Origin of the sequence: Bradyrhizobium viridifuturi, from assembly GCF_001238275.1 — a bacterium.
Taxonomy (GTDB): Bacteria; Pseudomonadota; Alphaproteobacteria; order Rhizobiales; family Xanthobacteraceae; genus Bradyrhizobium; species Bradyrhizobium viridifuturi.
In genome coordinates this window covers 87,912-111,015 of record NZ_LGTB01000015.1, presented here as the reverse complement: position 1 = coordinate 111,015, position 23,104 = coordinate 87,912, and the positions used below count along the sequence as shown (strand labels likewise).

The window sequence follows — 23,104 nt, the reverse complement described above, 5'->3', positions numbered from 1 at the left end:
TCAGATTCCGTTTTCGCTTGAGCTGGATTTCATCTCGACAAGCGACCTCAGTCGCTCAACCCGAGAACGTCGGTCATCGAATACATGCCGGGCTTCTTGCCATGCGCCCACAGCGCCGCTTTCAGCGCGCCTTGCGCGAACAGCGCGCGATCCTCGGCATGGTGCGACAGCGTGATGCGCTCGGAAGGACCGGCAAAGATCACGCTGTGATCGCCGGCCGCGGTGCCGCCGCGCAATGAGGCAAAGCCGATGTCGCCGGCGCGCCGTGCGCCGGTCAGGCCATCGCGGCCGCGCGCCGAATGCTGGTCGAGCGCGATCTTGCGGCCGGCAGCGGCGGCTTCGCCGAGCATCAAGGCGGTGCCCGACGGTGCGTCGATCTTGGACTTGTGGTGCATTTCGAGAATTTCGATGTCGAAGCTCTGGTCGAGCGACTGCGCGACGCGCTTGACCAGCGCCGCCAGCAGATTGACGCCGAGGCTCATATTGCCCGACTTCACCACGATGGCGCGGTCGGTGACGCTGCGGATCACCGCATCGTCGGACTGCGACAGGCCGGTGGTGCCGATGACGTGAACCAGGCCGCGTTCGGCCGCGATCGCGACATTGGCGATCGTCGCCGCCGGCACCGTGAAATCGAGGATGCCGTCGGCGCCCGCCGACATCGACCACAGATCGGCCGACAGCTTGACGTCGTTGGCGGGAAGCCCGGCGAGCACGCCGGCGTCCTTGCCGAGCAGTTCCGAGCCCGGCGCCTCCAGCGCGCCGACCAGCACCGCCCCCGGGGTCTCGGAAATCACCCGCACCAGCGTGCGGCCCATCCGGCCGCCGGCTCCCGCAACGATCAAACGCATGTCAGCCATGGCTCACCTCTGCAAGCCGTATAGCGAGCCATGGCTGTTCCGGCAACCGAACCGGGGGCCGCCGATCAGGGCTGCGGGCCGTCATAGCCCTCGATGATGATGAGATCGGCGATCGAATGCGGTTGCCGCACCTTGATGTTGGCCTGGTATTCCGGCGAGTTGTAGCAGGCCATCGCGGTCGCATAGTCGGGAAATTCGATCACGACGTTGCGCGAGCGGCTCTGGCCCTCGACGCAGTTGAGCTGGCCGCCGCGCACCACATAGCGGCCGCCGAACTTCTTGAAGATCGCAAGGTTGGCGACCGCGTAGGGCTTGTAGCCCTCGTCATTGTGAACGTCGACGCGTCCGATCCAGTATCCCTTCGCCATTGTCTTCTCCCTTGTTGGTTCAGGCGAGCGCCTGGGCGATCTCGGTGTGAATGGCTTCGGCTGCGGCCTTCGGATCGGCGGCTTCCATCACCGGGCGGCCGACCACCAGGTAGTCGGCGCCGGCGGCAATGGCACGGGCCGGCGTCATGATGCGCTTCTGGTCGCCGGTCGCCGAGCCCGCAGGGCGGATGCCCGGTGTCACCAGGTTCATCTGATCGCCGACGATCTTGCGCAGGGCGGCCGCCTCCTCGGGCGAGCTGACGAGGCCGTCGACACCGAGCGCCTGCGCCTGCCTGGCGCGCGCCTCGACGAGATCGGAGACATTGAGGCGGTAGCCTGCGGCGTGCAGGTCGGCATCGTCATAGGAGGTCAGCACCGTGACCGCGAGGATCTTGAGGCCGGAGCCGGCGCGGGCCTCGACGGCCGCCTTCATGGTTTGCGGATAGGCGTGCACGGTGAGGAAGGTCGCGCCGAGAGAAGCGACGCTCTCGACCCCGCGCGCAACCGTGTTGCCGATGTCGTGCATCTTCAGATCAAGAAACACCTTCTTGCCGCGAGCGGCGAGCTGCTGCGCCAGCCCGAGGCCGCCGGCATAACCGAGCTGGTAGCCGATCTTGTAGAAGGTGACGCTATCGCCGAGCCTGTCGATCATCGCCTCTGCGCTCGCGACCGACGGCAAGTCGAGCGCCACGATCAACCGGTCTCTTGGGGCGATCCTTGGAGCGATCCTGGCTGGCTGCATGTCACCTCACATCATGCGTTGGGAATGGTCGATCAGCTGCCGCACCAGCGCGCGCATCGTGTCGATGTCGGCCTGATGCTTCAGATGATCCATGTCGTCATAGGCCTGCTCGGCGAATGACAGCGCGAGCTGGTTCGGGATCACGGTGGCGTGGCACGCCGACAGGATCAGGCGCAGCGCCGCCAGCGCGCGGGTGCCGCCGAGCCGGTTGCCGGATGCCGCGGCGATCGCGAACACGCGCTCGCGGAATACCTGGCCGCGCGCCTCGTGAGGATCCTGCACGCGGCTGACCCAGTCGATCGTGTTCTTCACCAGCGCCGGCACCGAGGAATTGTATTCGGGCGTCACGACCAGCACGCCATGATGGGTGCCGATCATCCGCTTCAGATTGACGGCATGCTGCGGCACGCCCGATTTGGCCTGCAGATCGCCGTCATAGATCGGCAGCGGAAAATCGCCGAGCGAGATGCGGGTCACGTCGGCGCCCGACTGCGCGAGCTCATGCGCCAGCACGGCGGCCAGCTTCGCGTTGAGCGAGCCGGATCGAAGCGATCCCGGGATCACGAGGATTTTCAGCGCAGACATTTTGAAATCGCAGGTCCAGGGCGTGCGCCCCGGCGCGGGGCGATCAGCCCTTGCGATACACCCAGACCCGCGCGGGCGGAAGGTTCATCCAGATCCGCTCCGAGGCCTCTGTGGACACGCCCGGCAGCGACTTCGGGATCGGAGGCACCACGGAATAGGTGAACTGTACGAAGGGCGCACCGGGGGCGAGCGCCAGGAAGGCGTCGCGGACCAGCTTCAGGCGGGTCAGCATCGGCTTGGTGACCAGCGGCAGGCCGGAGACCACGGCCGAGGCCGGAGATTTCATGACGTCCCACAGCGTATCGCGCAGCCTGTAGGCGTCGCCCTGGACCACCTTGGCCTGCGGATAGCGTTCGCGCAGCAACGCGCAGAAGCCGGGATTGTACTCAACCAGGACGAGTCGCTTCTGATCGACGCCGTGCTCGATCAGCGCTTGGTGATCGCCCCGGTGCCGGGCCCAAGTTCGACGACCGGCCCTTCGGCGTCAGGATCGACATATTGCGCCATGGTGCGCGCGAGCAGCCGCCCGGACGGCATCACCGCGCCCATATGCAGCGGCTTCTCGATCCATGAACGGAGAAAACGAACCTCGTCGTCGAGACGGAGGGGCTTCTTCGACGCACGCACGGACGATTGCAGAGGCATGTCGCTACCAGGCGGGACCGCGCACAATCGAGCGGTTGTCAGAAAACAGTCATAAACACGTATAGATCGAACTCGTTACGGTCAAGCATAACGACTGCGACTAGGCGGAGCGGCTTCCGAAGAAGTCCTTGACCTTAGAGAAGAAACCCGCTGCCTCCGGCTGGGTCGCGCCGGACGAGAGTTTTTCGAACTCCATCAGCAGTTCTTGCTGCTTCTTGGTCAGATTCTGCGGAGTTTCGACCACGACCTGGACATACATGTCGCCGGTCTGGCGCGAGCGCAGCACCGGCATGCCCTTTGATGCGATGCGGAATCGCCGGCTGGACTGGGTGCCGGCCGGCACCTTCACCTTGGTCTTGCCCTTGTCGATGGTCGGCACCTCGAACTCGCCGCCGAGCGCTGCGGTCACCATCGAGATCGGCACGCGGCAGTGCAGGTCGGCGCCGTCGCGCTGGAAGAACTGGTGCGTGGTCAACGACAGGAAGATGTAGAGGTCGCCGGGCGGTCCGCCGCGGACACCGGCCTCACCTTCGCCGGCGAGCCGGATGCGGGTGCCGTCCTCGACCCCCGGAGGAATGTTGACCGACAGCGTGCGCTCGCGCGTCACACGGCCGGAACCCGCGCAGGAGGTGCAGGCGTCCTCGATCATCTGACCGCGGCCCTGGCAGCTGGGGCAGGTCCGCTCCAGCGTGAAGAAGCCCTGGGCCTGCCGGATACGGCCGGCGCCGCCGCAATGCGAGCAGGTCTTCGGCTTGGTGCCGGCCTTGGCACCGGTGCCGGAGCAGGATTCGCAGGTGACCGAGACCGGAATCTCGATCTGCGCAGTCTTGCCCTGGAAGGCCTCCTCGAGCGTGATCTCCATGTTGTAGCGCAGGTCGGCGCCGCGCTCGCGGCCGCCGCTGCGGCGCTGCCCGGCCATGCCGAACAGATCCTCGAAGATGTCGGAGAAGGACGAGGCGAAGCCGGCGCCGAAGCCGGGGCCGCCACCGCCCATGCCCTGCTCGAAGGCGGCATGGCCGAAGCGGTCATAGGCGGCGCGCTTGTCGCCGTCCTTCAAGACCTCATAGGCTTCGTTGATTTCCTTGAACCGGACTTCGCTGGTGGCGTCGCCCGGATTCTTGTCCGGATGCCATTTCATAGCGAGCTTGCGGAAAGCTGATTTCAGCTTGGTCTCGTCCGCGTTCCGCTCAACCTCGAGGGTCTCGTAATAGCAGCGCTTGGTGGACATCCTTCAATTCCGTCCGAAGTTCATCGCGATCATCAATAGGATCGCGTCAAGGATTGCGCCTGTCTGGAAGATGCAGCGATCGCCTTAAAGAAAAATGACCCCCACTCCTCCGAGACGCGGCGCGTGCTCTTTGGCGTGAGGGTCATGATCGCAAGCCCGCTTAGGCAGACTTCTTGTTGTTCTTGTCGTCGTCGACCTCGGTGAACTCCGCGTCGACAACGTCATCCTTGGCAGCGTCCTTGGCCGCATCGGCCTCGGCCTGCTGCTTGTACATGGCCTCGCCGAGCTTCATCGAAGCCTGCGCCAGCGTGTTGGTCTTGGCCTTGATCGCCTCGGCGTCGTCGCCCTTCAGCGCTTCCTTGAGGTCGCTGACGGCGTCTTCGATCGCGCGGCGCTCGGTGTCGGCGATCTTCGAACCGTGTTCGGCCAGGGCCTTCTCGGTCGAATGAACCAGGCCATCGGCATGGTTCTTGGCGTCGACGGCCTCGCGGCGCTTCTTGTCCTCGGCCGCATTGACCTCGGCGTCCTTGACCATCTTGTCGATGTCGGCCTCGGACAGACCGCCGGATGCCTGGATCCGGATCTGCTGTTCCTTGCCGGTCGCCTTGTCCTTGGCCGAGACGTTGACGATGCCGTTGGCGTCGATGTCGAAGGTCACCTCGATCTGCGGCATGCCGCGCGGAGCCGGCGGAATGCCCATCAGGTCGAACTGGCCGAGCATCTTGTTGTCGGCCGCCATTTCACGCTCGCCCTGGAAGACGCGGATGGTCACGGCGCCCTGATTGTCTTCGGCGGTCGAGAACACCTGGCTCTTCTTGGTCGGGATCGTGGTGTTGCGGTCGATGATGCGGGTGAACACGCCGCCCAGCGTCTCGATGCCCAGCGACAGCGGGGTCACGTCGAGCAGCAGCACGTCCTTGACGTCGCCCTGCAGCACGCCGGCCTGGATCGCAGCACCGATCGCGACGACTTCGTCGGGATTGACGCCCTTGTGCGGCTCCTTGCCGAAGAACTGCTTCACCACTTCCTGGATCTTCGGCATGCGGGTCATGCCGCCGACCAGCACCACTTCGCCGATCTCGCCGGCAGTCAGGCCGGCATCCTTCAGCGCCTTGCGGCACGGCTCGATGGTCTTCTCGACGAGATCGGCCACCAGCGCCTCGAACTTGGCGCGGGTCAGCTTCATCGTCAGATGCTTCGGACCGGTCTGGTCAGCCGTGATGAACGGCAGGTTGATTTCGGTCTGCGTGGTCGACGACAGCTCGATCTTGGCCTTCTCCGCAGCTTCCTTCAGGCGCTGCAAAGCGAGCTTGTCGTTGCGCAGGTTGATGCCCTGCTCCTTCTGGAACTCGTCGGCGAGATAGCCGACCAGGCGCATGTCGAAGTCTTCACCACCGAGGAAGGTGTCGCCGTTGGTCGACTTCACCTCGAACACGCCGTCGCCGATCTCGAGGATCGAGACGTCGAAGGTGCCGCCGCCGAGGTCGTACACGGCGATCGTGCCGGACTTGGTCTTGTCGAGACCATAGGCGAGCGCGGCAGCGGTCGGCTCGTTGATGATGCGCAGCACTTCGAGGCCGGCGATCTTGCCGGCGTCCTTGGTGGCCTGACGCTGCGCGTCGTTGAAATAGGCGGGAACGGTGATGACGGCCTGATCGACCTTCTGGCCGAGATGCGCCTCAGCGGTCTCCTTCATCTTCTGCAGGATGAAGGCCGAGACCTGCGAGGGCGAATAGGTCTTGCCATCGGCTTCGACCCAGGCGTCGCCGTTCGATGCCTTGACGATCTTGTAGGGGACGAGCTTCTTGTCCTTCTCGACCATCGGGTCGTCATAGCGGCGGCCGATGAGGCGCTTCACCGCAAAGAACGTACGCTCGGGATTGGTCACCGCCTGGCGCTTCGCCGGCTGGCCGACGAGGCGCTCGCCATCGTCAGTGAAAGCAACGATCGACGGCGTCGTTCGCATGCCCTCGGCATTCTCGATCACCTTGGCGTTCTTGCCATCCATTACGGCGACGCACGAATTCGTGGTGCCGAGGTCGATCCCAATGACCTTACCCATGGTTTTGATATCCTCTTTGCTACGGCAGGTTGGTTGGGCCCTGACGGCGCTCCGTACCGAACCCCCAGACGTTCACATACTCGCGATATTGCGACGGTGAGCCTGATATAGGAGAGAGGGTCCTGCCCGCAAGGACTGGACGCAACGTTGAGGCCTGAAAAGACTGACGTTTGAAAGATTGTGTCAGTCCGACTGCGGCGCCGGTTCAAGCGGCGACCAGCACCCCTGCCAAGTTAACAAATCGGCAATGATGCGGCCGGCGGTCGGCCGCGAACGTTCGCGGCGCGACGTCAGCGCTGTTGAGTGAACACTCACAAACGTCGTATGCGAGAGCGCGCACAGGTCGAGGGCGCGCTGTTTGGCCGCTGGCCACCATTCTTGGAAATGTCGGGAAACTGGAAAGTGCCTGCCAATCAGGGCGAAAAGCCCACGGAATCGAGCCTGCGGGCCCGGGGCGGAGAGTTGGCGGCCTGTTGCAGGGTCATCAAAACCGCTAAAAGCGGTCCGACTGAAAGAGGCCATCCAGCCCTGCACCGGCCCCGTTGCGCGGCCACCAAGCAAAACCGGTAGATCCCCCATGACGCCTTTTCGAGTTCTCGTTGCGGTTGCCTTGCTGATTGCTGCCACCTGTCGTGGCTTTGCCGCCGACGTGGTGTTTCCGCCGGGCGCGCATGTCGGGATGAAGCCGCTGGTGGGTCTTGTCCGGGCCAAATCGTTCATCGGCTTCGAGACCGAGGATCAGGGCGTGAAGGTCCTGATCGCCGACCTGCCGGCGGACGCCTACAACGAGGTCGTGACCGCCTTCAAAGCCAATCCCGCCGGCACCGGAAACATCAAGCCCGAGAGCCTCGAGACGCCGGCCGGCCTCGCCTACTACACCGTGGAAAGCGCGCGCGACGGCGCCAGCAATGTGCGGCGCTATTCCATGATCCTGCCGGGACCGACCTTCTCCGGCTATGTCGCGGTGCAGGTGCCGGAGAACGCCAGCAAGATCTACACCGACGACGCCGTGCGGCAGATGTTCGCCTCCGCCGAAATCCGCAAGGAGGTGCCGGTCGACGAGCAGCTCGGCATGATGCCGTTCAAGGTCACCGAGCTCAGCGGCTTCAAGAACATCCGCATGTTGGCGCCGGGCGCCGCGCTGCTGATGGCCGACGGCGACGACAAGAGCCTTGAGACCAAGCCCTTCATGCTGCTCGGCGTCATCGGGTCGGCCCCCGCCACGCCCGACGACCGCGGCCGCTTTGCCCAGCAGATCGCAACCACGATCCCCGGCGTGCGCGACGGGCGGATCACCATGTCCGAGCCGATCCGGATCGACGGCCAGCCCGGCTTCGAGACCCGGATCGACGCCGTCAGCGGCAAGGACAACACCCCGGTGACCATCGTGCAGTGGCTGCGGTTCGGCGCGCAGACGTCGGTGCGGGTCATCGGCAGCTCGCCGCGCACCGATTGGGAAACCGCCTTCCCGCGCTTCCGCGCGGTGCGCGACGGCATCCAGCCGCGCGGCTGACCGGCCCTTCGCAAGGCAAGTCGGAAAAATCCCGCTTTCGTCGTTCGCCGAACGGAACTAGCCTCCTCGCGCGGTATCACGCAAAGCGAGGAGGGGCGCGATGTTGGATCGACGACAGGTGGTTGCAGGGCTCGGCACGTTGGTGCTGGCGACCCTGGTTCCCAAACATCTCTGGGCCGCCGCGATCAAGCCCGACGACGGCTCCGCGCTGCTCGTGATCGACGTCCAGAACTGCTTCCTGCCCGGCGGCAGCCTCGCGGTGAAGGACGGCGAGCAGGTCGTGCCGGTCATCAACAAGATCGCCAAGAGCTTCGCCAACGTGGTGATGACGCAGGACTGGCACACGCCCGGCCACGTCTCCTTTGCCTCGGTCCATGCGGGCAAGAAGCCGTTCGAGACCGTCGACCTCGCCTATGGCAAGCAGGTGCTGTGGCCCGATCACTGCGTGCAAGGCACCGACGGCGCAGGGCTGTCGAAGGATCTTGCGATCCCGCAGGCCGAGTTGATCATCCGCAAGGGCTTTCACAAGGACGTCGACAGCTACTCCGCCTTCACCGAAGCCGACGGCAAGACCACCACCGGGCTTGCCGCCTATTTGAAGGCGCGCAACGTCGAGCGGGTTTTCGTGGCCGGACTCGCCACCGATTTCTGCGTGGCATGGACCGCGCTCGATGCCCGCAAGGCCGGCTTCGAAACCTATGTGGTGGAGGACGCCTGCCGTGGCATCGACACCCAGGGCTCGCTCGCCAAGGCCTGGTCCGACATGGACAAGGCCGGCGTCAAGCGCATCCAGTCGTCAGATATCGCGTAAGGCGCGGAAGTCCTGCGGATCAGACCGTGATGTCGGCGCTCGGAGCAGCCTTGGCGCCGCCCTTGGAGACACCGACCAGCGCCGGACGCAGGATGCGCTCGCCGATCATGTAGCCGGCCTGCACCACCTGCACCACGGTGCCCGACGGCACCGACGGATCGGGCACCTCGAACATCGCCTGCTGGAAATTCGGATCGAACTTCTCGCCGATCGGATCGAACTTCTTGACGCCGTTCTTCTCCAGCGCGTTGAGCAGCGAGCGCTCGGTCAGCTCGACGCCTTCGAGCAGCGCCTTCAGGCCGGGATCGGCGGCTTCCTTGGTCTCGGCCGGCACCGCGTCGAGCGCGCGCTGCAGATTGTCGGCGATATCGAGCACGTCGCGCGCGAAGCCGGTGATGCCGTAGGTCTTGGCGTCGGAGACCTCGCGGCGGGTACGCTGACGGAGATTCTCCATCTCGGCCAGCGTGCGCAGCGTGCGGTCCTTCGCCTCCGCGAGTTCCTTAGTCAGCGCCTCGGCCGATCCCACCTCGGGATCGTCAGGCATGATGTAGGGCTTCGAGACCACGGGCTCACCCGTCGGCGCCGAATTCTCGGTGTTGTCATTGGCCCGGTTCGGATCGGTCATGGCGTGCCTTCTCGAAAACTCGCGTCGGTTCAAATCTTGGGGATTGCTGCCCGGGATATCGTGCTTTAGGCGGCGAAAATCAAGCGCAACATGCCGGCTTCGGGAACAGGGACCTCCGGTTCGGGCGAAGAAAACCCGTCAAATGAAAGCGAAATCCGGGCGCTTCAGCCGCCCAACATCTTGCTGACGATGCGCGCGGCATAATCGACGGTTGGGATCACCCGCGCATAATTCAGCCGCGTCGGTCCGATCACGCCGAGCACGCCGACGATCCGGCCCTGGGCGTCGCCATAGGGTGCGATGATGGTCGAGGAACCCGACAACGAGAACAGCTTGTTCTCCGAGCCGATGAAGATCCGCACGCCCTCGCCGCGCTCGGCGCGGCCGAGCAGGTCGATCACGCCGCGCTTGGTCTCGAGATCGTCGAACAGCGACTTGATCCGCTCGAGATCGTCGAGCGCATGCAGATCCTCGAGCAGATTGGCGTGACCGCGCACGATCAGCTGGCGGTCCTCGCTCTCGCCGCCGGACCAGCTTGCGATGCCGGCCGCGACCACCTTCTGGGTGAGCTGATCGAGCTCGGCGCGGTTCTGCGTCAATGCCGTCTCAAGCTCGAGTCGCGCTTCAGCCAGCGTCCGGCCGCGGATCCGTGCATTGAGGAAATTGGTCGCTTCGGTCAGGGCCGAGGACGGAACTCCCGGCGGCAGCGCCAGCACCCGGTTTTCGACCTGGCCGTCTTCACCGACCAGCACGACCAGCGCCTTTTCCGGCTCCAGCCGCACGAATTCGATGTGCTTCAGCCGCGCATTCGATTTCTGCGTCAGCACGACAGCTGCGGCACGGGTCAGTCCCGACAGCCGCGTCAACGCCTCGCCAAGCGCCGCCTCGACGGATTGCGCGCGGCCGACGGTGGCCAGCTGGGTCTGGATCGATTGGCGCTCGGCCTCGGTGAGATCGCCAACCTGCATCAGGGCGTCGACGAAGAAGCGCAGGCCGAGCTCGGTCGGCAGCCGGCCGGCCGAGGTGTGCGGCGCGTAGATCAGGCCGAGCTGCTCGAGATCCGACATCACATTGCGGACCGAGGCCGGCGACAGCGGCAGTGCGATCAGGCGCGAGATGTTGCGCGAGCCGACCGGCTCGCCGGTCGCGAGATAGCTTTCGACGATTTGACGAAAAATGTCGCGCGAGCGCTCGTTGAGCTGGGCAAGCCCGGCATGCGGCGCGATCAGGCCGATCGGATCGTGGTGAGTCACACTCCAGTCCCTCACAATTGCTGCCTAATTTGTCGATCCGGGAGGCCGGTGACAAGCATGCATTCGGCCCTCTGGTACCGGACCAATCCGGGGCCGAAAACCCTCGCCAAGACCCTTGCCGCTGCCCCCTGCCCCTCCTACAAGCACGCCCAGCTCTATCTGTCGGATTTTTGGAGGATTTCATGCGGCCAAGCCGCCGTGCGCCCGATGAACTGCGCCCCGTGTCGCTGGAACGCGGCGTCGTCAAATACGCCGAGGGTTCCTGCATGGTGAGGTTCGGCGACACCCATGTGCTGGTGACCGCGACGCTGGAAGAGCGCCTGCCGCCGTGGCTGAAGGGCCAGGGCCGCGGCTGGGTCACCGCCGAATACGGCATGCTGCCGCGCGCCACCCTGGAACGCACCCGCCGCGAGGCCTCCGCCGGCAAGCAGGGCGGCCGTACGGTCGAGATTCAACGGCTGATCGGTCGCTCGCTGCGCGCCGCGGTCGATCTCGAAGCGCTCGGCGAGCGCCAGATCACGGTCGATTGCGATGTCATCCAGGCCGATGGCGGCACCCGCACCGCCTCGATCACCGGTGCCTGGGTGGCGCTTGCCGACTGCATCAACTGGATGAAGACCCGCAACATGCTGAAGACCAACGTGTTGCGCGACAATGTGGCGGCGATCTCCTGCGGCATCTACCAGGGCACCCCGGTGCTCGACCTCGATTATGCCGAGGATTCCGAGGCCGATACCGATGCCAATTTCGTCATGACCGGCGATGGCCGCATCATCGAGGTGCAGGGCACCGCCGAGAAAACGCCGTTCTCGCAGGATGAATTTTTGGCGCTGATGGCGCTGGCACGCAAAGGTGTCGCGCGTCTGGTCGACTTGCAAAAGATCGCGGTGGCGTAGTCAGATTGGTCATGCATCGCCGAATCACCGGAAGGCTCGTCATCGCCACCCACAATCCCGGCAAGCTTGCCGAGATGCGGGAACTGCTGGCGCCTCACGGCGTCGAAGCGGTGTCGGCCGGTGAGCTCGACCTGGCTGAGCCCGAGGAGACCGGCGACAGCTTTCGCGCCAATGCGGCGATCAAGGCGATCGCCGCGGCGAAGGCGACCGGATTGCCGGCCTTCGCCGACGATTCCGGCCTCGTGGTCGACGCGCTCGACGGCGCGCCGGGGATCTACTCGGCGCGCTGGGCCGGCGAGGGCAAGGATTTCATGGCGGCGATGACGCGGATCGAGCGGCTGCTGCAGGAGCGCGGCGCCACCACACCAGAGAAGCGCAAGGCGCATTTCGTCTCCGCGCTGTGCGTTGCCTGGCCCGACGATCACCTCGAAGAGGTCGAGGCCCGGGTCGATGGAACCCTGGTCTGGCCGCCGCGCGGCACTGCCGGCTTCGGCTATGATCCGGCTTTCCTGCCCGATGGTTACACGCGGACCTTTGGCGAGATGAGCAGCATCGAGAAGCACGGCCTGCCGCCGCTCGGGCTCGGCCTGTCGCATCGCGCCCGTGCCTTCGTGAAGCTCGCGGAGATCTGCCTTGAGCCACGCTGACCGAGAAGCTTTCGGCGTCTACGTGCACTGGCCGTTCTGCCTGTCGAAGTGCCCGTATTGCGATTTCAACAGTCACGTCCGGCATGCGCCGGTCGACGAAGATCGTTTCGTCCGCGCGTTCGCCCGCGAAATCGAGACCACGGCCGCACGGGTGCCGGGCCGCGAGGTCACTTCGATCTTCCTCGGCGGCGGCACGCCGTCGCTGATGCAGCCGCAGACCGTCGGCGCGGTGCTCGATGCGATCGGCAAGCACTGGCAGGTCGCACGCGATGCCGAGGTCACGCTCGAGGCCAATCCGACCAGCGTCGAGGCGACGCGCTTTCGCGGCTATCGTGCCGCCGGCGTCAACCGCGTCTCGCTCGGGGTGCAGGCGCTGGATGATGCGTCGCTGAAGGCATTGGGCCGCCTGCATACGGCGCGCGAGGCGCTCGATGCGGTTGCGATCGCGCGCTCGGCCTTCGACCGCTACTCGTTCGATCTGATCTACGCCCGCCCCGACCAGACGCCGCGGATGTGGGCCGATGAATTGAAGCAGGCGATCTCGGAAGCGGCCGAGCATCTGTCGCTCTATCAGCTCACGATCGAGGAAGGCACGCCGTTCTTCGGGCTGCATGCCGCGGGCAAATTGCAGACCCCGGATGAAGCGACCGCGCGCGCACTGTATGACGTGACGCAGGAGGTCTGCGCCCGCGAGGGATTGCCGGCCTACGAGATCTCCAACCACGCCCGCGCCGGCGCCGAGTGCAAGCACAACCTCGTGTATTGGCGCGGCGAGGAATATGCCGGCATCGGCCCCGGCGCCCACGGAAGGCTCGACATCGATGGCGTCAGGCACGCGACCGCGACCGAGCGGCGTCCCGAGGCCTGGCTACTGAATGTCGAGGAACGCGGCCATGGCGTGGTCACCGATGACAGCCTCAACAGCGAAGAGCGCGCCGACGAATTCCTGCTGATGGGGCTGCGGCTCGCCGAAGGCATCGATCCCAAGCGTTATGCGCAGCTCTCGGGCCGAAAGCTCGATCCGCACCGGATCGCGATGCTGCGCGAGGAAGGCGCGATCGCCGTCGATGCCGACGGACGGCTGCGCGTGACCAAGTCGGGATTCCCGGTGCTCGACGCCGTGGTCGCGGACTTGGCTGCCTAGGCATCCGCTGCAAAAATATCGAAAACAACCCCATGCAAAGCAGCCGGCGGGTGCCGGCGCTCGATAAGTCAGCTCGACCGCCTGACGAAAACTAGGCCCCAAAGCTCTTTGGCGAACCCGCGACCGGCGTGCTGCCGCCGGACGCCACCTTCATGACCGCAAGGCCGCGCTCATTGGTGCCGTCGGAGCGGAAGCGGAACAGGCCGTCGATGCCGGCAAAGCCGGACGGATTGGTCAGCGTCTCCGGCGCGAAGCGCTGTGCCCCTTGGGTGCGCGCCAGCGCCGCCATCAATGCCACCGCATCATAGGCAAGCGTCGCGGTGCGCACCGGCTCACCGCCGAATTTGGTGCGATAGCGGCCGGCGAAGCTGCGGAAGCCCGACGGATCGGGTGCGGCGTAGAGGCCGCCCTGCAACACGGGGCTCGCGAACACCCGGGGATTGTCCCACAGCCCGGTGCCGAGCAGCTGGATGTTGCGCAGATTAGCGCCCGCCGCGGTCAGCGCATCGGCGGTCGCGACCACCGAATCGCCGTCGTCGGCGATCAGCAGCGCATCGGCCTGGCCGAGTGCCTGCGCCACGGTCCGCGCCGGCGTCGCGCGATCGGCGCCATATTTCTCGAAGGCGACGACGCGGCCGTTCTTGCGGCCGACCGCCTGCTTGAAGGCGGCCTCGACCACGTTGCCATAGGCGTTGTCCGGCACCATCGCGGCGAACGAGCGCTTTCCGATCCCGGCGGAGTAATCGACGATCCGGTTGATGTCGGACTCCGGGAGGAAGCTCAGCAGATAGACGCCGTGCCCCGCGACGCTCGAATCGGTGGAGAACGCGATCACCGAGGTTCCGCGCGGCCGCGTCAGTTGCGCGACTGATGGCACCGAGCCGGCGAACAGCGGTCCCAGGATGATCTCGGCGCCTTCCGACAGTGCCTGCTGGGCACCCTGCGATGCGCCTTGCGGGCTGCCGCCGTCGTCCTTGATCAGGAGCTGGATGTTCGGGTTCTGGAATTCCGCCAGCGCCATTTCGGCGGCGTTGCGCATCGACTGCGCCGCAAGCCCGGCATTGCCGGACGCCGACAGCGGCAGGATCAATCCGATCTTGACCTGCCCAGTGCCGACCGCCTGCGGTTGTTGCTGCGGGCCGGCGGGACCGGCTTCCGGGTTGCTGGAGAATTGGCTCAAGCTCTGCTGGATGCCGGAACAGGCCGCGAGCAACGGCGCGCCCACGAGCAGGCCGAGCGCCGTCCGCCGGGTCGCGCCCGACGGCTGGGAGTTGCGGTGATGCGGGCCTTCCATCGTCTCTCTTCTCTTGGCCGACCAGGATCGGCCAGGACTCCATCGACCTCTGATGAGGCGGGTGGATTTGGGCATATTGTCGGCGAATAGTTAACTAAAACAAAAGGATTATGGCCTCGTGGCGCCGGTGCTGCGGCGTCCATTTCCTCGACTGGCAGCCGTCCCACCCACAGCATTGCGGATGTGGCGCTGGCGCTTCGCTCCATCTAGAGCCTACTCCGTTCCGATTGAATCGGAACGGGGCTCCAGATTCTTGTTTGACGCGTTTTCTTCATGCGAACCGGTATCCACTTCGCTCGAAAACGCTCTAGATTGCCATTATGCGCGCAAAAGCCAGTTCCCTCCACCATTCGGATGCCGCGACCGGCGCTGCCGCCAGAAGCTTTTCGATCGGCGGCCAGCAGCTGGCCGCGCCAAAGGCCAGGCCCGGGCTTCACCTGGTTGCGACCCCGATCGGAAACCTCGCCGACATCACCCTGCGCGCGCTGGAGACGCTGGCGGGGGTCGACGTCATCGCCTGCGAGGACACAAGAATTACGCGCCGGCTGACTGAGCGTTACGCGATCAGCGCAGAGCTCGCGCTTTACCACGAGCACAATGCCGCGCAGGCCCGGCCCAAGATCCTGGAGCGGTTGGCGCAGGGCGCCTCGATCGCGCTGGTGTCCGATGCGGGGACCCCGCTGATATCGGACCCCGGCTTCAAGCTGGTGCGCGAGGTCTGCGCCGCCGGGCATGCCGTCATCGCGGTGCCCGGGCCGTCATCGGTGCTGACGGCGCTGTCGGTTGCGGCGCTGCCGACCGACCGGTTTTTCTTCGAGGGCTTCTTGCCGGCGAAAGAGCATGCGCGGCGCGCGCGGCTCACCGAACTCGCCCGGATCGATGCGACGCTCGTGATGTTCGAATCCGGCAATCGCGTACAGGACACGCTGCGCGATCTCGCCGCGATCATGGGTGATCGCGATGCCGCGATCTGCCGCGAGCTGACCAAGCTGCACGAGGAGGTCAAGCGCGCGCCGGTCGCCGAGCTTGCGGTAAATGCGGACGCGCTGGAGACGCGCGGCGAGTTCGTGCTCGTCATCGCCCCGCCGGCCGACGATGCCGGGGTGATGGATGAGAACGCGCTCGACGACCTGCTGCGCGCGCAGCTTGCCCGCGGCAGCGTCAAGGATGCGGTCGCGCATGCGGTCGAGCTGTCGGGCCGGCCGCGCCGCGAGGTCTACGCCCGCGCGCTCGAGCTGGCCAAGACCATCGGGGACGGCGATGGCGAAGACTGACAGCGCCTCACCCGAACGCGTCGCCGCATTCCGAACCGGCCTGTCGGCCGAAAGCCGCGCCGCGGCCCTCCTGATCGCCAAGGGTTATCGCATCCTTGCGAAACGCTTCCGCACCCCCTATGGCGAGATCGATCTGGTGGCGCGGCGGCGTAACCTCGTCGCCTTCGTCGAGGTCAAGGCCCGGGCCAGCCTCGACGACGCCGCCTATGCGGTAACGCCGCGCCAGCAGCAGCGCATCGTCAATGCCGCCCAAGCCTGGCTGATGGCGCATCCCGAGCATGCCGAATTTGACCTCAGATTCGACGCCGTGCTGATTGCGCCGAGGAGCCTGCCGCGCCATCTGTTAGCGGCATTCGACGCAAGCCCTTAAAGTTACCCTCAGACCACTCGGGATACGCCTATGAAATTGAAGATCGCCGTCCAGATGGATCCCATCGCGCGCATCAACATCCGCGGCGATTCGACCTTTGCGCTGCTGCTCGAAGCCCAGAAACGCGGCCACGGCATTTCCTACTACACGCCCGACAAGCTGTCGCTGCGCGGCGAGGAGCTGGTGGCGCCGGTGCAGCCGCTCACTGTGCGCGACGAGGTCGGCGATCACTTCACGCTGGGCGAGCCGAAGCGCGAGGCGCTCAACGGCTTCGACGTCGTGCTGCTGCGGCAGGATCCGCCGTTCGACCTCGCCTACATCACCTCGACGCATTTCCTCGAGCGCATCCATCCGAACACCTTGGTCGTGAACAACCCGGCCAGCGTGCGCAATGCGCCGGAAAAGCTGTTCGTGATGAATTTCCCGCAGCTGATGCCGCCGACCCTGATCTCGCGCGACCTCGACGAGATCAACGCGTTCCGCGACCAGCACGGGGCCGTCGTCATGAAACCGTTGCACGGCCATGGCGGCGCCGCGGTGTTCCGCGTGATGCCGCAGGACATGAACTTCGGCTCGCTGTTCGACATGTTCTCGGTCACCTTCAGGGAGCCCTGGGTGATCCAGCGCTTCCTCCCCGAGGTGAAGCATGGCGACAAGCGCATCATCCTGGTCGACGGTGAATTCGCCGGCGCGGTCAACCGCGTGCCGGCGGCGGACGATCTGCGCTCCAACATGGTGCGCGGCGGCGCGGCCAAGGCGACCGAGCTGTCGGATCGCGAGCGCGAAATCTGCGCCACGCTCGGACCCGCGCTGCGCGAGCGCGGCCTGCTGTTCGTCGGCATCGACGTGATCGACGGCAATCTGACCGAGATCAACGTCACCTCGCCGACCGGCATCCGCGCCATCCAGCGGCTCAATGGCCCCGATGTCGCAGCGATGATCTGGGATACCATCGAGAAGAAGCGCGCCGCGAAATAATCCTTGTCCCTTGTGCGTTGCACATGCTGGCTGAATTTTAGCCAGCGCTTTGTCGCGCCTGCGTTCTCCTTATTCTTCTTGCCAGCTTGCGCAGGCGCGGGCAGCATCCTCTTGCCTGTGTCAGGTCAAGCGGCGGGCCAACGCGGGCAACAACGCGAAAATCTCAAAAAATTGTGGAGGAAGACGTTATGACGCTCAATGTCTCACGACGATCCTTGCTCGCGCTCGGTGCCGGTCTCGGCGCCAGCACACTTCTCGGCGGCACTGCACAGGCGCGCGCGCCGAAGCTCGGCACGCAGACTCCCTATTGGCACCGCTTCGTGCTCGGCGATGCCGAAGTCACCGTCGTCTCCGACGGTCCGCTTCCGCTCGGCGATCCCTCCGGCACATTCACCGGCGTGCCGAAGGAAGAAGTGAAGAAGATGCTCTCCGACAATTTCCTCTCGCCCGACAATGTCGTGCTCGAGCAGAATTCGCCGATCGTCAACACCGGCGACAAGCTGATCCTGTTCGATACCGGCATGGGCACCTCGAAGGCGTTCGGCCCGACCACCGGCCGGCAGCAGAAGAGCATGCAGGAAGCCGGCATCAAGCCGGAAGACATCGACGCCGTCGTGCTGTCGCATGCGCATATCGATCATATCGGCGGCATCGTCGGCGCCGACGACAAGCCGCTGTTCCCGAATGCGCAATACTACATCGCGCAGAGCGATCTCGATTTCTGGACCGACGAAGGCAAGATGGGCAGTCCGCTGAAGGACTTCGTCGTGCACGCCCGCAAGAACCTGCTGCCGGTGCGCGACCGCATCGTGTTCTTCAAGGACGGCCAGGAATTCCTGCCCGGCGTGACGGCGATCGCAGCGCCCGGCCACACCGTGGGCCACACCATCTTCATGGTGAGCTCAGGCGGCAAGTCGTTCGCCTTCCTCGGCGACCTCTCGCATCACGCGGTGCTGCTCCTGGAGCGGCCGCGGATGGAGTTCTCCTACGACACCGATCCGAAGCAGGCGGCGGCCTCGCGGGTCAAGCTGCTGGAGATGCTGGCCGCCAACAAGACGCCGGTCATGTCCTATCACTTCGCCTGGCCGGGCTACGGCCACGTCGCCAAGGCCGGCGAGGGCTTCCACTATTATCCCGAGCCGATGCAGATGACGCTGTGACGGTTGCCCATCCGGGGACGGCGCCCGTCGCCCCCGGATGTTCTCTTAATGTTCTTGCGCTGGGCAGCCCGCTCCGCTACCTTGGGTGGCGGAAGATAGGGGCAGCATGGTCCAGCGGGTTTCCACCGTCGCGTTCGAGGGGATTGAGGCCCGCGCGGTCGACGTGCAGGTGCAGGTCGCGCCGGGATTGCCGGCGTTTGCGATCGTCGGCCTGCCCGACAAAGCGGTGTCTGAGGCGCGCGAACGGGTCCGTTCGGCGCTGATCGCCTCAGGGCTGGCGCTGCCCGCCCGCCGCATCACCGTCAACCTCGCACCGGCCGACCTGCCCAAGGAGGGCAGCCATTACGACCTGCCGATTGCGCTCGGCCTGATGGCGGCGATCGGCGCAATCCCGCCGGATGCGTTGAGCGGCTTCACCGTGCTCGGCGAGTTGGGCCTCGACGGCTCGATTGCTCCGGTGGCGGGCGTGCTGCCGGCTGCGATCGGCGCCAATTCGCGCGACGAGGGGCTGATCTGTCCGGCCGCCTGCGGCTCGGAAGCCGCCTGGGCGAGCCCGGACATCCAGATCATCGCGGCGCACTCGCTGATCCAGATCGCCAATCACTTCAAGGGCACGCAGCTGCTGTCGCGTCCGCAGCCCAAGGTGCATGAGCGCGAGGAAGCGCTGCTCGATTTGCGCGACATCAAGGGCCAGGAGAGCGCCAAGCGCGCGCTCGAGATCGCGGCCGCCGGCGGGCATCATCTGCTGATGATGGGTTCGCCCGGCGCCGGCAAGTCGATGCTGGCGGCGCGGCTGCCCTCGATCCTGCCGCCGCTGTCGCCGTCCGAATTGCTCGAAGTCTCGATGATCGCCTCGGTGGCCGGCGAGATCCGCGACGGCGCGCTGACCGCGCGACGCCCGTTCCGCAGCCCGCATCATTCCGCGAGCATGGCCGCGCTGACCGGCGGCGGCATGCGCGCCAAGCCGGGCGAGATTTCGCTCGCGCATCAGGGCGTGCTGTTCCTCGACGAATTGCCGGAGTTCGATCCGCGCGTGCTCGATTCGCTGCGCCAGCCGCTGGAGAATGGCGAGGTCTCGGTGAGCCGGGCCAACCATCGCGTCACCTATCCGGCGCGCTTCATGCTGGTCGCGGCGATGAACCCGTGCCGCTGCGGCCACGCCTACGAGCCCGGCTATTCCTGCAAGCGCGGCCGGATCGACCGCTGCACCGCCGACTACCAGATGCGGATCTCCGGCCCGCTGATGGATCGCATCGATCTGCGGATCGAAGTGCCCGCCGTGACTGCGGCGGACCTGATCCTGCCGCCGCCGGCGGAGGGCTCGGCCGAGGTAGCCGCGCGCGTCGCGGCGGCACGCGACATCCAGCTCGCGCGTTATGCAGCGGCCGGCATGCCGCAGGTCCGCACCAATGCGGAAGCGCCGAGCTCGCTGCTCGAGACCATCGCGCAGCCCGATGCGCACGGCCAGAAGCTGCTGCGCGAGGCGGCCGACACCATGCACCTCACCGCGCGCGGCTATCACCGCGTGCTGCGGGTGGCGCGCACGCTCGCCGATCTCGACGGCGCTGACACGATCGGCCGGCTGCATCTCGCCGAAGCGCTGTCCTATCGTGCATTGGCCGACGATCTGCGCCGCGCCGCGTGACGCCAACCTGAGCCTGTTTCAATTCGTGGCGGAATCGCGCGCGTCAACACGACGGTAACCACTCTCATTTACGCTCCGCAAACCATAAGCACCGCGGTCCGCGGCACGCTTGGGTCGAGTGGGTTGTGTCATGTTGCGTATGAAGATTCTGGCCTCGGTGGTCCCCCTTGCCGCGGCCGCGGTATTTGCCCGCGCTGAGCTGCTGCCGGGTCCCCGGCCCTGCATCGAGGTGGGCGGTGCCACGATGCAGATCGCACCACTACCCTGGCAGGCCCAGCTTCGCGTCAGCTTCACCGACGACCCCAGCCTTGCGACCGTCCGGGTCCGGATCGCCGACAGCGCCGATGCCGCCGACTTCACGGTGATCGACGACATCGACGATGCCGAGGCCGGCGCGTGCGAAAGCAATGCGGTGCCGCAGCTCGTCGCGATTTCCAGCGAGCCGACCGCAACCGGTCCGGTGATCTATCTTTCCCACGACGGCCCGTTCGATTACCGCGTCTACGTGCAGTCGAAGACGTTCTCCGCGCGCGATGCCGCGGCCCTGATCGTCAGCGCCCGCGGCCCCCGCCACCTTGAGGCGGCATCGCTCGCGCCTGAGCGGCACCTTTCGCGCCGGATCATGGCGGAGTTAACCTCGCGCTAACCCTGTTCCGAGGGCAGCGCGAAACCGCCACCAATTTCAAGCAGTTTGCAAGGTCGCCGACGCATCCTCATCACCAGATCGGGCACTCTCAGGACCACCATTGATGGGGCGTTTCTTCCGGATCAAGTTACGCCTTCGCCGCTTCCTGCGGCGCCACTCCTGGCTCGCGACGATCGTCCGCTCCTTCACGATCTTCTCGGTCACGTTCGGCAGCGCCTTCGGGTTCATCTCCGGCGCCCTCTCGCCGCACAGCGGCTACGATCCCAACGCATTCGCGATCGGGGTCAGCTTCCTGTTCGCGCTGGCCTGTCTCTGGATCGTGACGCTCGGCATCCGGCTGCGGCTGATGCGCAGACGGCTGCGCACCATCGCCATGCACAACGAGGCAATGGCCGACCGCAACTGGGAACTGCAGGAAGCCGAGCAGCGCGCCTCCACCCTGTTCGAGGCACAGGACGATCTGATCGTGCTGCGCGACCTCGACGGCCTGATCACCTACGCCAACGACGCCTATTGCGAGCTGGCGCAGATTTCCCGCAGCGAACTGATCGGCGGCACCGCCACGCTCAAGGTGCTCGAGCAAGGCGATACCGCGCTCGAATCCAACGGCACGCGGGTCTACGACCAGAAGATCGAGGGACCGCACGGGCCGCGCTGGATCGCCTGGCGCGAGGGCCTCGTGCGCAACGATGCCGGTGCGCCGGCGGAGATGCAGAGCGTCGGCCGCGACGTCACCGACCGCACCGAGAGCGAGCGCGCGCTGACCGAGGCGCGCGATCAGGCCGACGCCGCCAACCGCGCCAAGTCGCGCTTCCTCGCGATGGCAAGCCACGAGATCCGGACGCCGCTGAACGGCATCATCGGCATGAGCGGCCTGTTGATGGACACCCAGCTGACGCCGGAGCAGATGACCTACGTCAAGGCGGTCAAGACATCCGGCGACGCGCTGATGGCGCTGATCGAGGAGCTGCTCGACTATTCCAAGATCGAAGCCGGCAAGATCGATCTCGAACACCGCCCTTTTGCGCTGTCCGGCCTGATCGAGGACATCACCGAGCTGCTGGCGCCGCGCGCGCAGACCAAGGGCATCGAGATCGCGGCCTATGTCGACGAGCGGCTGCCGATGCAGGTGAGCGGCGACGCCGCGCGGCTGCGCCAGGTGCTGCTCAATCTCGCCGGCAACGCCATCAAGTTTACCGCGACCGGCGGCGTGGCGCTGATCGTCGAGCCCGGCATCTGGCCGAACGAGATCAGCTTCCTGGTTCGCGATACCGGGATCGGCATCGCACCGGAGGCGCAGCAGCGCATCTTCCGGGAGTTCGAGCAGGCCGACGATCGCATCGCACGCAGCTATGGCGGCACCGGCCTCGGCCTTTCGATCAGCGACCGCATCGTCAGGCGTATGGGCGGCCGCATCACGCTCGCAAGCACGCCCGGTTCGGGCTCGACCTTCGAGGTGTCGATCCCGCTCATGGCCGCCGACACCGGCGAGGCCAACGGCTTCACCGCGCCCGACCTCGCCGGCCAGTCGATCATGCTGGTCGCGCCGCACAGCATCGAGGCTTCGCTGATCTCGCGGCGGCTGCAGCGCTGGGGCGCGCAGACCTGCATCGTGTCGGATGCCGATGTCGCCACGGCATTGCTGCCGGAGCGAAGCTGGCACAGCGTCTTGATCGACCACACGCTCGGCACAGAGGCGATGGAGGCGTTCGCCGAAGCTGCCCGCATCCACGCCACCCATCGCATCGTGATGGTCACGCCGTCGACCCGGCAGGACCTCGCGGCCTCCGAGACGGCGATGTTCACTGGCTACCTGGTCAAGCCGCTGCGCGCGTCGTCGCTCGCCGCGCGCCTGACCGCATCACCCGAGATCGCCGCGCCAAGCCTCGTGATAGAGGCAATTGCCGAGCCCACCACTACCGCGCCGGCGGCCGCGCCGCCAGGCAAGGGGCTCTCGATCCTGGTTGCGGAAGACAATGAAATCAACGCGCTCCTGATGCGCTCGCTGCTCACCCGGCTCGGCCACAACGTGGTCATCACCACCAATGGCGAGCAGGCGATGGAATCCTGGCTGTCGGCGACATCGGCCGGCACGCCCTATGATCTCGTACTGATGGACATCCAGATGCCGCGCCTCAACGGCATCGAGACCACCAAGCAGATTCGCAGCCATGAAGCAGGCCAGTCCGGACGCCGGACCCCGATCCTGGCGCTGACGGCGAATACGCTGGTGGAGGACCGCCACGCCTGCTTCGAAGCCGGCATGGACGGCTTCCTGATCAAGCCGCTCGACCGCGAGAAGCTGGAAGAAGCGCTCGCGGGCCTCGCCGCCGGGCGGCATATCGCGGCGTAGGTCGA

Annotated in this window: 21 protein-coding genes and 1 pseudogene; 12 read left to right on the top strand and 10 right to left on the bottom strand. The window is 65.9% G+C overall.

Annotated features, from left to right (window positions below):
• Positions 1-47: 47 nt before the first annotated feature.
• The 7 genes and pseudogenes from dapB to dnaK all read right to left on the bottom strand — a co-directional run bounded on the left by dapB (position 48) and on the right by dnaK (position 6,490).
• Positions 48-860: a 4-hydroxy-tetrahydrodipicolinate reductase gene (gene dapB / locus ALC15_RS15790; RefSeq protein WP_050628029.1), complete on the bottom strand. Its 813-nt coding sequence runs from the start codon at positions 858-860 to the stop codon at positions 48-50.
• 65 nt (positions 861-925) lie between these two features.
• A complete protein-coding gene (locus tag ALC15_RS15785) occupies positions 926-1,228 on the bottom strand; it encodes a DUF1330 domain-containing protein (protein WP_050424071.1) in 303 nt (100 codons plus the stop codon).
• A gap of 19 nt (positions 1,229-1,247) precedes the next feature.
• Positions 1,248-1,970: an orotidine-5'-phosphate decarboxylase gene (pyrF, locus tag ALC15_RS15780; RefSeq protein ID WP_050628028.1), complete on the bottom strand. Its 723-nt coding sequence runs from the start codon at positions 1,968-1,970 to the stop codon at positions 1,248-1,250.
• Positions 1,971-1,976: 6 nt separating this feature from the next.
• Positions 1,977-2,555, bottom strand: a complete 579-nt coding sequence (locus tag ALC15_RS15775) for an NADPH-dependent FMN reductase (RefSeq protein ID WP_050628027.1) — start codon at positions 2,553-2,555, stop codon at positions 1,977-1,979.
• Between the two features lie 43 nt (positions 2,556-2,598).
• A pseudogene (locus tag ALC15_RS15770) lies at positions 2,599-3,200 on the bottom strand (class I SAM-dependent methyltransferase).
• A 100-nt stretch (positions 3,201-3,300) separates the two neighbouring features.
• Complete coding sequence (dnaJ, locus tag ALC15_RS15765; RefSeq protein WP_050628026.1) at positions 3,301-4,428, bottom strand: molecular chaperone DnaJ; 1,128 nt, start codon at positions 4,426-4,428, stop codon at positions 3,301-3,303.
• Positions 4,429-4,588: 160 nt separating this feature from the next.
• Positions 4,589-6,490, bottom strand: a complete 1,902-nt coding sequence (dnaK, locus tag ALC15_RS15760) for a molecular chaperone DnaK (RefSeq protein ID WP_050628025.1) — start codon at positions 6,488-6,490, stop codon at positions 4,589-4,591.
• Between the two features lie 577 nt (positions 6,491-7,067).
• Here dnaK and ALC15_RS15755 point away from each other — a divergent pair.
• Positions 7,068-8,003 carry a hypothetical protein gene (locus tag ALC15_RS15755; protein ID WP_050628024.1) on the top strand — a complete coding sequence of 312 codons (936 nt, stop codon included), beginning with the start codon at positions 7,068-7,070 and terminating at the stop codon, positions 8,001-8,003.
• Between the two features lie 100 nt (positions 8,004-8,103).
• Positions 8,104-8,814, top strand: a complete 711-nt coding sequence (gene pncA, locus ALC15_RS15750; protein ID WP_050628023.1) for a bifunctional nicotinamidase/pyrazinamidase — start codon at positions 8,104-8,106, stop codon at positions 8,812-8,814.
• A 19-nt stretch (positions 8,815-8,833) separates the two neighbouring features.
• Here the strand turns inward: pncA and grpE are convergent, their stop codons facing one another.
• Positions 8,834-9,439: a nucleotide exchange factor GrpE gene (gene grpE / locus ALC15_RS15745; RefSeq protein ID WP_050628022.1), complete on the bottom strand. Its 606-nt coding sequence runs from the start codon at positions 9,437-9,439 to the stop codon at positions 8,834-8,836.
• Between the two features lie 164 nt (positions 9,440-9,603).
• Positions 9,604-10,692 carry a heat-inducible transcriptional repressor HrcA gene (hrcA, locus tag ALC15_RS15740; RefSeq protein WP_050628021.1) on the bottom strand — a complete coding sequence of 363 codons (1,089 nt, stop codon included), beginning with the start codon at positions 10,690-10,692 and terminating at the stop codon, positions 9,604-9,606.
• Positions 10,693-10,874: 182 nt separating this feature from the next.
• Here hrcA and rph point away from each other — a divergent pair, with 182 nt between their 5' ends.
• From rph to hemW, 3 genes are read left to right on the top strand one after another with little or no spacing between them, the layout of a single operon-like run.
• Entirely contained in the window at positions 10,875-11,588 is a 714-nt protein-coding gene (gene rph / locus ALC15_RS15735; RefSeq protein ID WP_050628020.1) for a ribonuclease PH, read from the top strand.
• Positions 11,589-11,599: 11 nt separating this feature from the next.
• Complete coding sequence (rdgB, locus tag ALC15_RS15730) at positions 11,600-12,235, top strand: RdgB/HAM1 family non-canonical purine NTP pyrophosphatase (protein WP_050628019.1); 636 nt, start codon at positions 11,600-11,602, stop codon at positions 12,233-12,235.
• Positions 12,222-13,379 carry a radical SAM family heme chaperone HemW gene (gene hemW / locus ALC15_RS15725; protein WP_050628018.1) on the top strand — a complete coding sequence of 386 codons (1,158 nt, stop codon included), beginning with the start codon at positions 12,222-12,224 and terminating at the stop codon, positions 13,377-13,379. Before rdgB ends, hemW begins: the two co-directional genes overlap by 14 nt.
• 91 nt (positions 13,380-13,470) lie before the next feature.
• Here hemW and ALC15_RS15720 read toward each other — a convergent pair whose 3' ends face one another.
• Positions 13,471-14,673, bottom strand: a complete 1,203-nt coding sequence (locus tag ALC15_RS15720) for a penicillin-binding protein activator (RefSeq protein WP_050628017.1) — start codon at positions 14,671-14,673, stop codon at positions 13,471-13,473.
• 320 nt (positions 14,674-14,993) lie between these two features.
• Here ALC15_RS15720 and rsmI point away from each other — a divergent pair, with 320 nt between their 5' ends.
• The 7 genes from rsmI (at position 14,994) to ALC15_RS15685 (ending at position 23,099) form a co-directional block, all read left to right on the top strand.
• Entirely contained in the window at positions 14,994-15,947 is a 954-nt protein-coding gene (rsmI, locus tag ALC15_RS15715) for a 16S rRNA (cytidine(1402)-2'-O)-methyltransferase (protein ID WP_050628016.1), read from the top strand.
• Positions 15,934-16,317: a YraN family protein gene (locus ALC15_RS15710; protein ID WP_050628015.1), complete on the top strand. Its 384-nt coding sequence runs from the start codon at positions 15,934-15,936 to the stop codon at positions 16,315-16,317. Before rsmI ends, ALC15_RS15710 begins: the two co-directional genes overlap by 14 nt.
• 30 nt (positions 16,318-16,347) lie before the next feature.
• Positions 16,348-17,295: a glutathione synthase gene (gshB, locus tag ALC15_RS15705; RefSeq protein ID WP_050628014.1), complete on the top strand. Its 948-nt coding sequence runs from the start codon at positions 16,348-16,350 to the stop codon at positions 17,293-17,295.
• Between the two features lie 188 nt (positions 17,296-17,483).
• Positions 17,484-18,455, top strand: a complete 972-nt coding sequence (locus ALC15_RS15700) for an MBL fold metallo-hydrolase (protein WP_050628013.1) — start codon at positions 17,484-17,486, stop codon at positions 18,453-18,455.
• Between the two features lie 106 nt (positions 18,456-18,561).
• The gene (locus ALC15_RS15695; RefSeq protein ID WP_050628012.1) at positions 18,562-20,100 is read left to right on the top strand and encodes a YifB family Mg chelatase-like AAA ATPase; all 1,539 of its coding nucleotides are present in this window, start codon (positions 18,562-18,564) and stop codon (positions 20,098-20,100) included.
• 130 nt (positions 20,101-20,230) lie between these two features.
• On the top strand, positions 20,231-20,746 hold the full coding sequence (locus ALC15_RS15690) for a hypothetical protein (protein WP_050628011.1): 516 nt from the start codon (positions 20,231-20,233) through the stop codon (positions 20,744-20,746).
• A gap of 103 nt (positions 20,747-20,849) precedes the next feature.
• Positions 20,850-23,099: a PAS domain-containing hybrid sensor histidine kinase/response regulator gene (locus ALC15_RS15685; protein WP_050628010.1), complete on the top strand. Its 2,250-nt coding sequence runs from the start codon at positions 20,850-20,852 to the stop codon at positions 23,097-23,099.
• Positions 23,100-23,104 lie beyond the last annotated feature (5 nt).

Bases quoted from the DNA above. Each gene is read 5' to 3' on its own strand.
- dapB (WP_050628029.1), bottom strand. From the start codon at position 860: ATGGCTGACATGCGTTTGATCGTTGCGGGAGCCGGCGGCCGGATGGGC.
- ALC15_RS15785 (WP_050424071.1), bottom strand. From the start codon at position 1,228: ATGGCGAAGGGATACTGGATCGGACGCGTCGACGTTCACAATGACGAG.
- pyrF (WP_050628028.1), bottom strand. From the start codon at position 1,970: ATGCAGCCAGCCAGGATCGCTCCAAGGATCGCCCCAAGAGACCGGTTG.
- ALC15_RS15775 (WP_050628027.1), bottom strand. From the start codon at position 2,555: ATGTCTGCGCTGAAAATCCTCGTGATCCCGGGATCGCTTCGATCCGGC.
- dnaJ (WP_050628026.1), bottom strand. From the start codon at position 4,428: ATGTCCACCAAGCGCTGCTATTACGAGACCCTCGAGGTTGAGCGGAAC.
- dnaK (WP_050628025.1), bottom strand. From the start codon at position 6,490: ATGGGTAAGGTCATTGGGATCGACCTCGGCACCACGAATTCGTGCGTC.
- ALC15_RS15755 (WP_050628024.1), top strand. From the start codon at position 7,068: ATGACGCCTTTTCGAGTTCTCGTTGCGGTTGCCTTGCTGATTGCTGCC.
- pncA (WP_050628023.1), top strand. From the start codon at position 8,104: ATGTTGGATCGACGACAGGTGGTTGCAGGGCTCGGCACGTTGGTGCTG.
- grpE (WP_050628022.1), bottom strand. From the start codon at position 9,439: ATGACCGATCCGAACCGGGCCAATGACAACACCGAGAATTCGGCGCCG.
- rph (WP_050628020.1), top strand. From the start codon at position 10,875: ATGCGGCCAAGCCGCCGTGCGCCCGATGAACTGCGCCCCGTGTCGCTG.
- rdgB (WP_050628019.1), top strand. From the start codon at position 11,600: ATGCATCGCCGAATCACCGGAAGGCTCGTCATCGCCACCCACAATCCC.
- ALC15_RS15720 (WP_050628017.1), bottom strand. From the start codon at position 14,673: ATGGAAGGCCCGCATCACCGCAACTCCCAGCCGTCGGGCGCGACCCGG.
- rsmI (WP_050628016.1), top strand. From the start codon at position 14,994: ATGCGCGCAAAAGCCAGTTCCCTCCACCATTCGGATGCCGCGACCGGC.
- ALC15_RS15710 (WP_050628015.1), top strand. From the start codon at position 15,934: ATGGCGAAGACTGACAGCGCCTCACCCGAACGCGTCGCCGCATTCCGA.
- gshB (WP_050628014.1), top strand. From the start codon at position 16,348: ATGAAATTGAAGATCGCCGTCCAGATGGATCCCATCGCGCGCATCAAC.
- ALC15_RS15700 (WP_050628013.1), top strand. From the start codon at position 17,484: ATGACGCTCAATGTCTCACGACGATCCTTGCTCGCGCTCGGTGCCGGT.
- ALC15_RS15695 (WP_050628012.1), top strand. From the start codon at position 18,562: ATGGTCCAGCGGGTTTCCACCGTCGCGTTCGAGGGGATTGAGGCCCGC.
- ALC15_RS15690 (WP_050628011.1), top strand. From the start codon at position 20,231: ATGTTGCGTATGAAGATTCTGGCCTCGGTGGTCCCCCTTGCCGCGGCC.
- ALC15_RS15685 (WP_050628010.1), top strand. From the start codon at position 20,850: ATGGGGCGTTTCTTCCGGATCAAGTTACGCCTTCGCCGCTTCCTGCGG.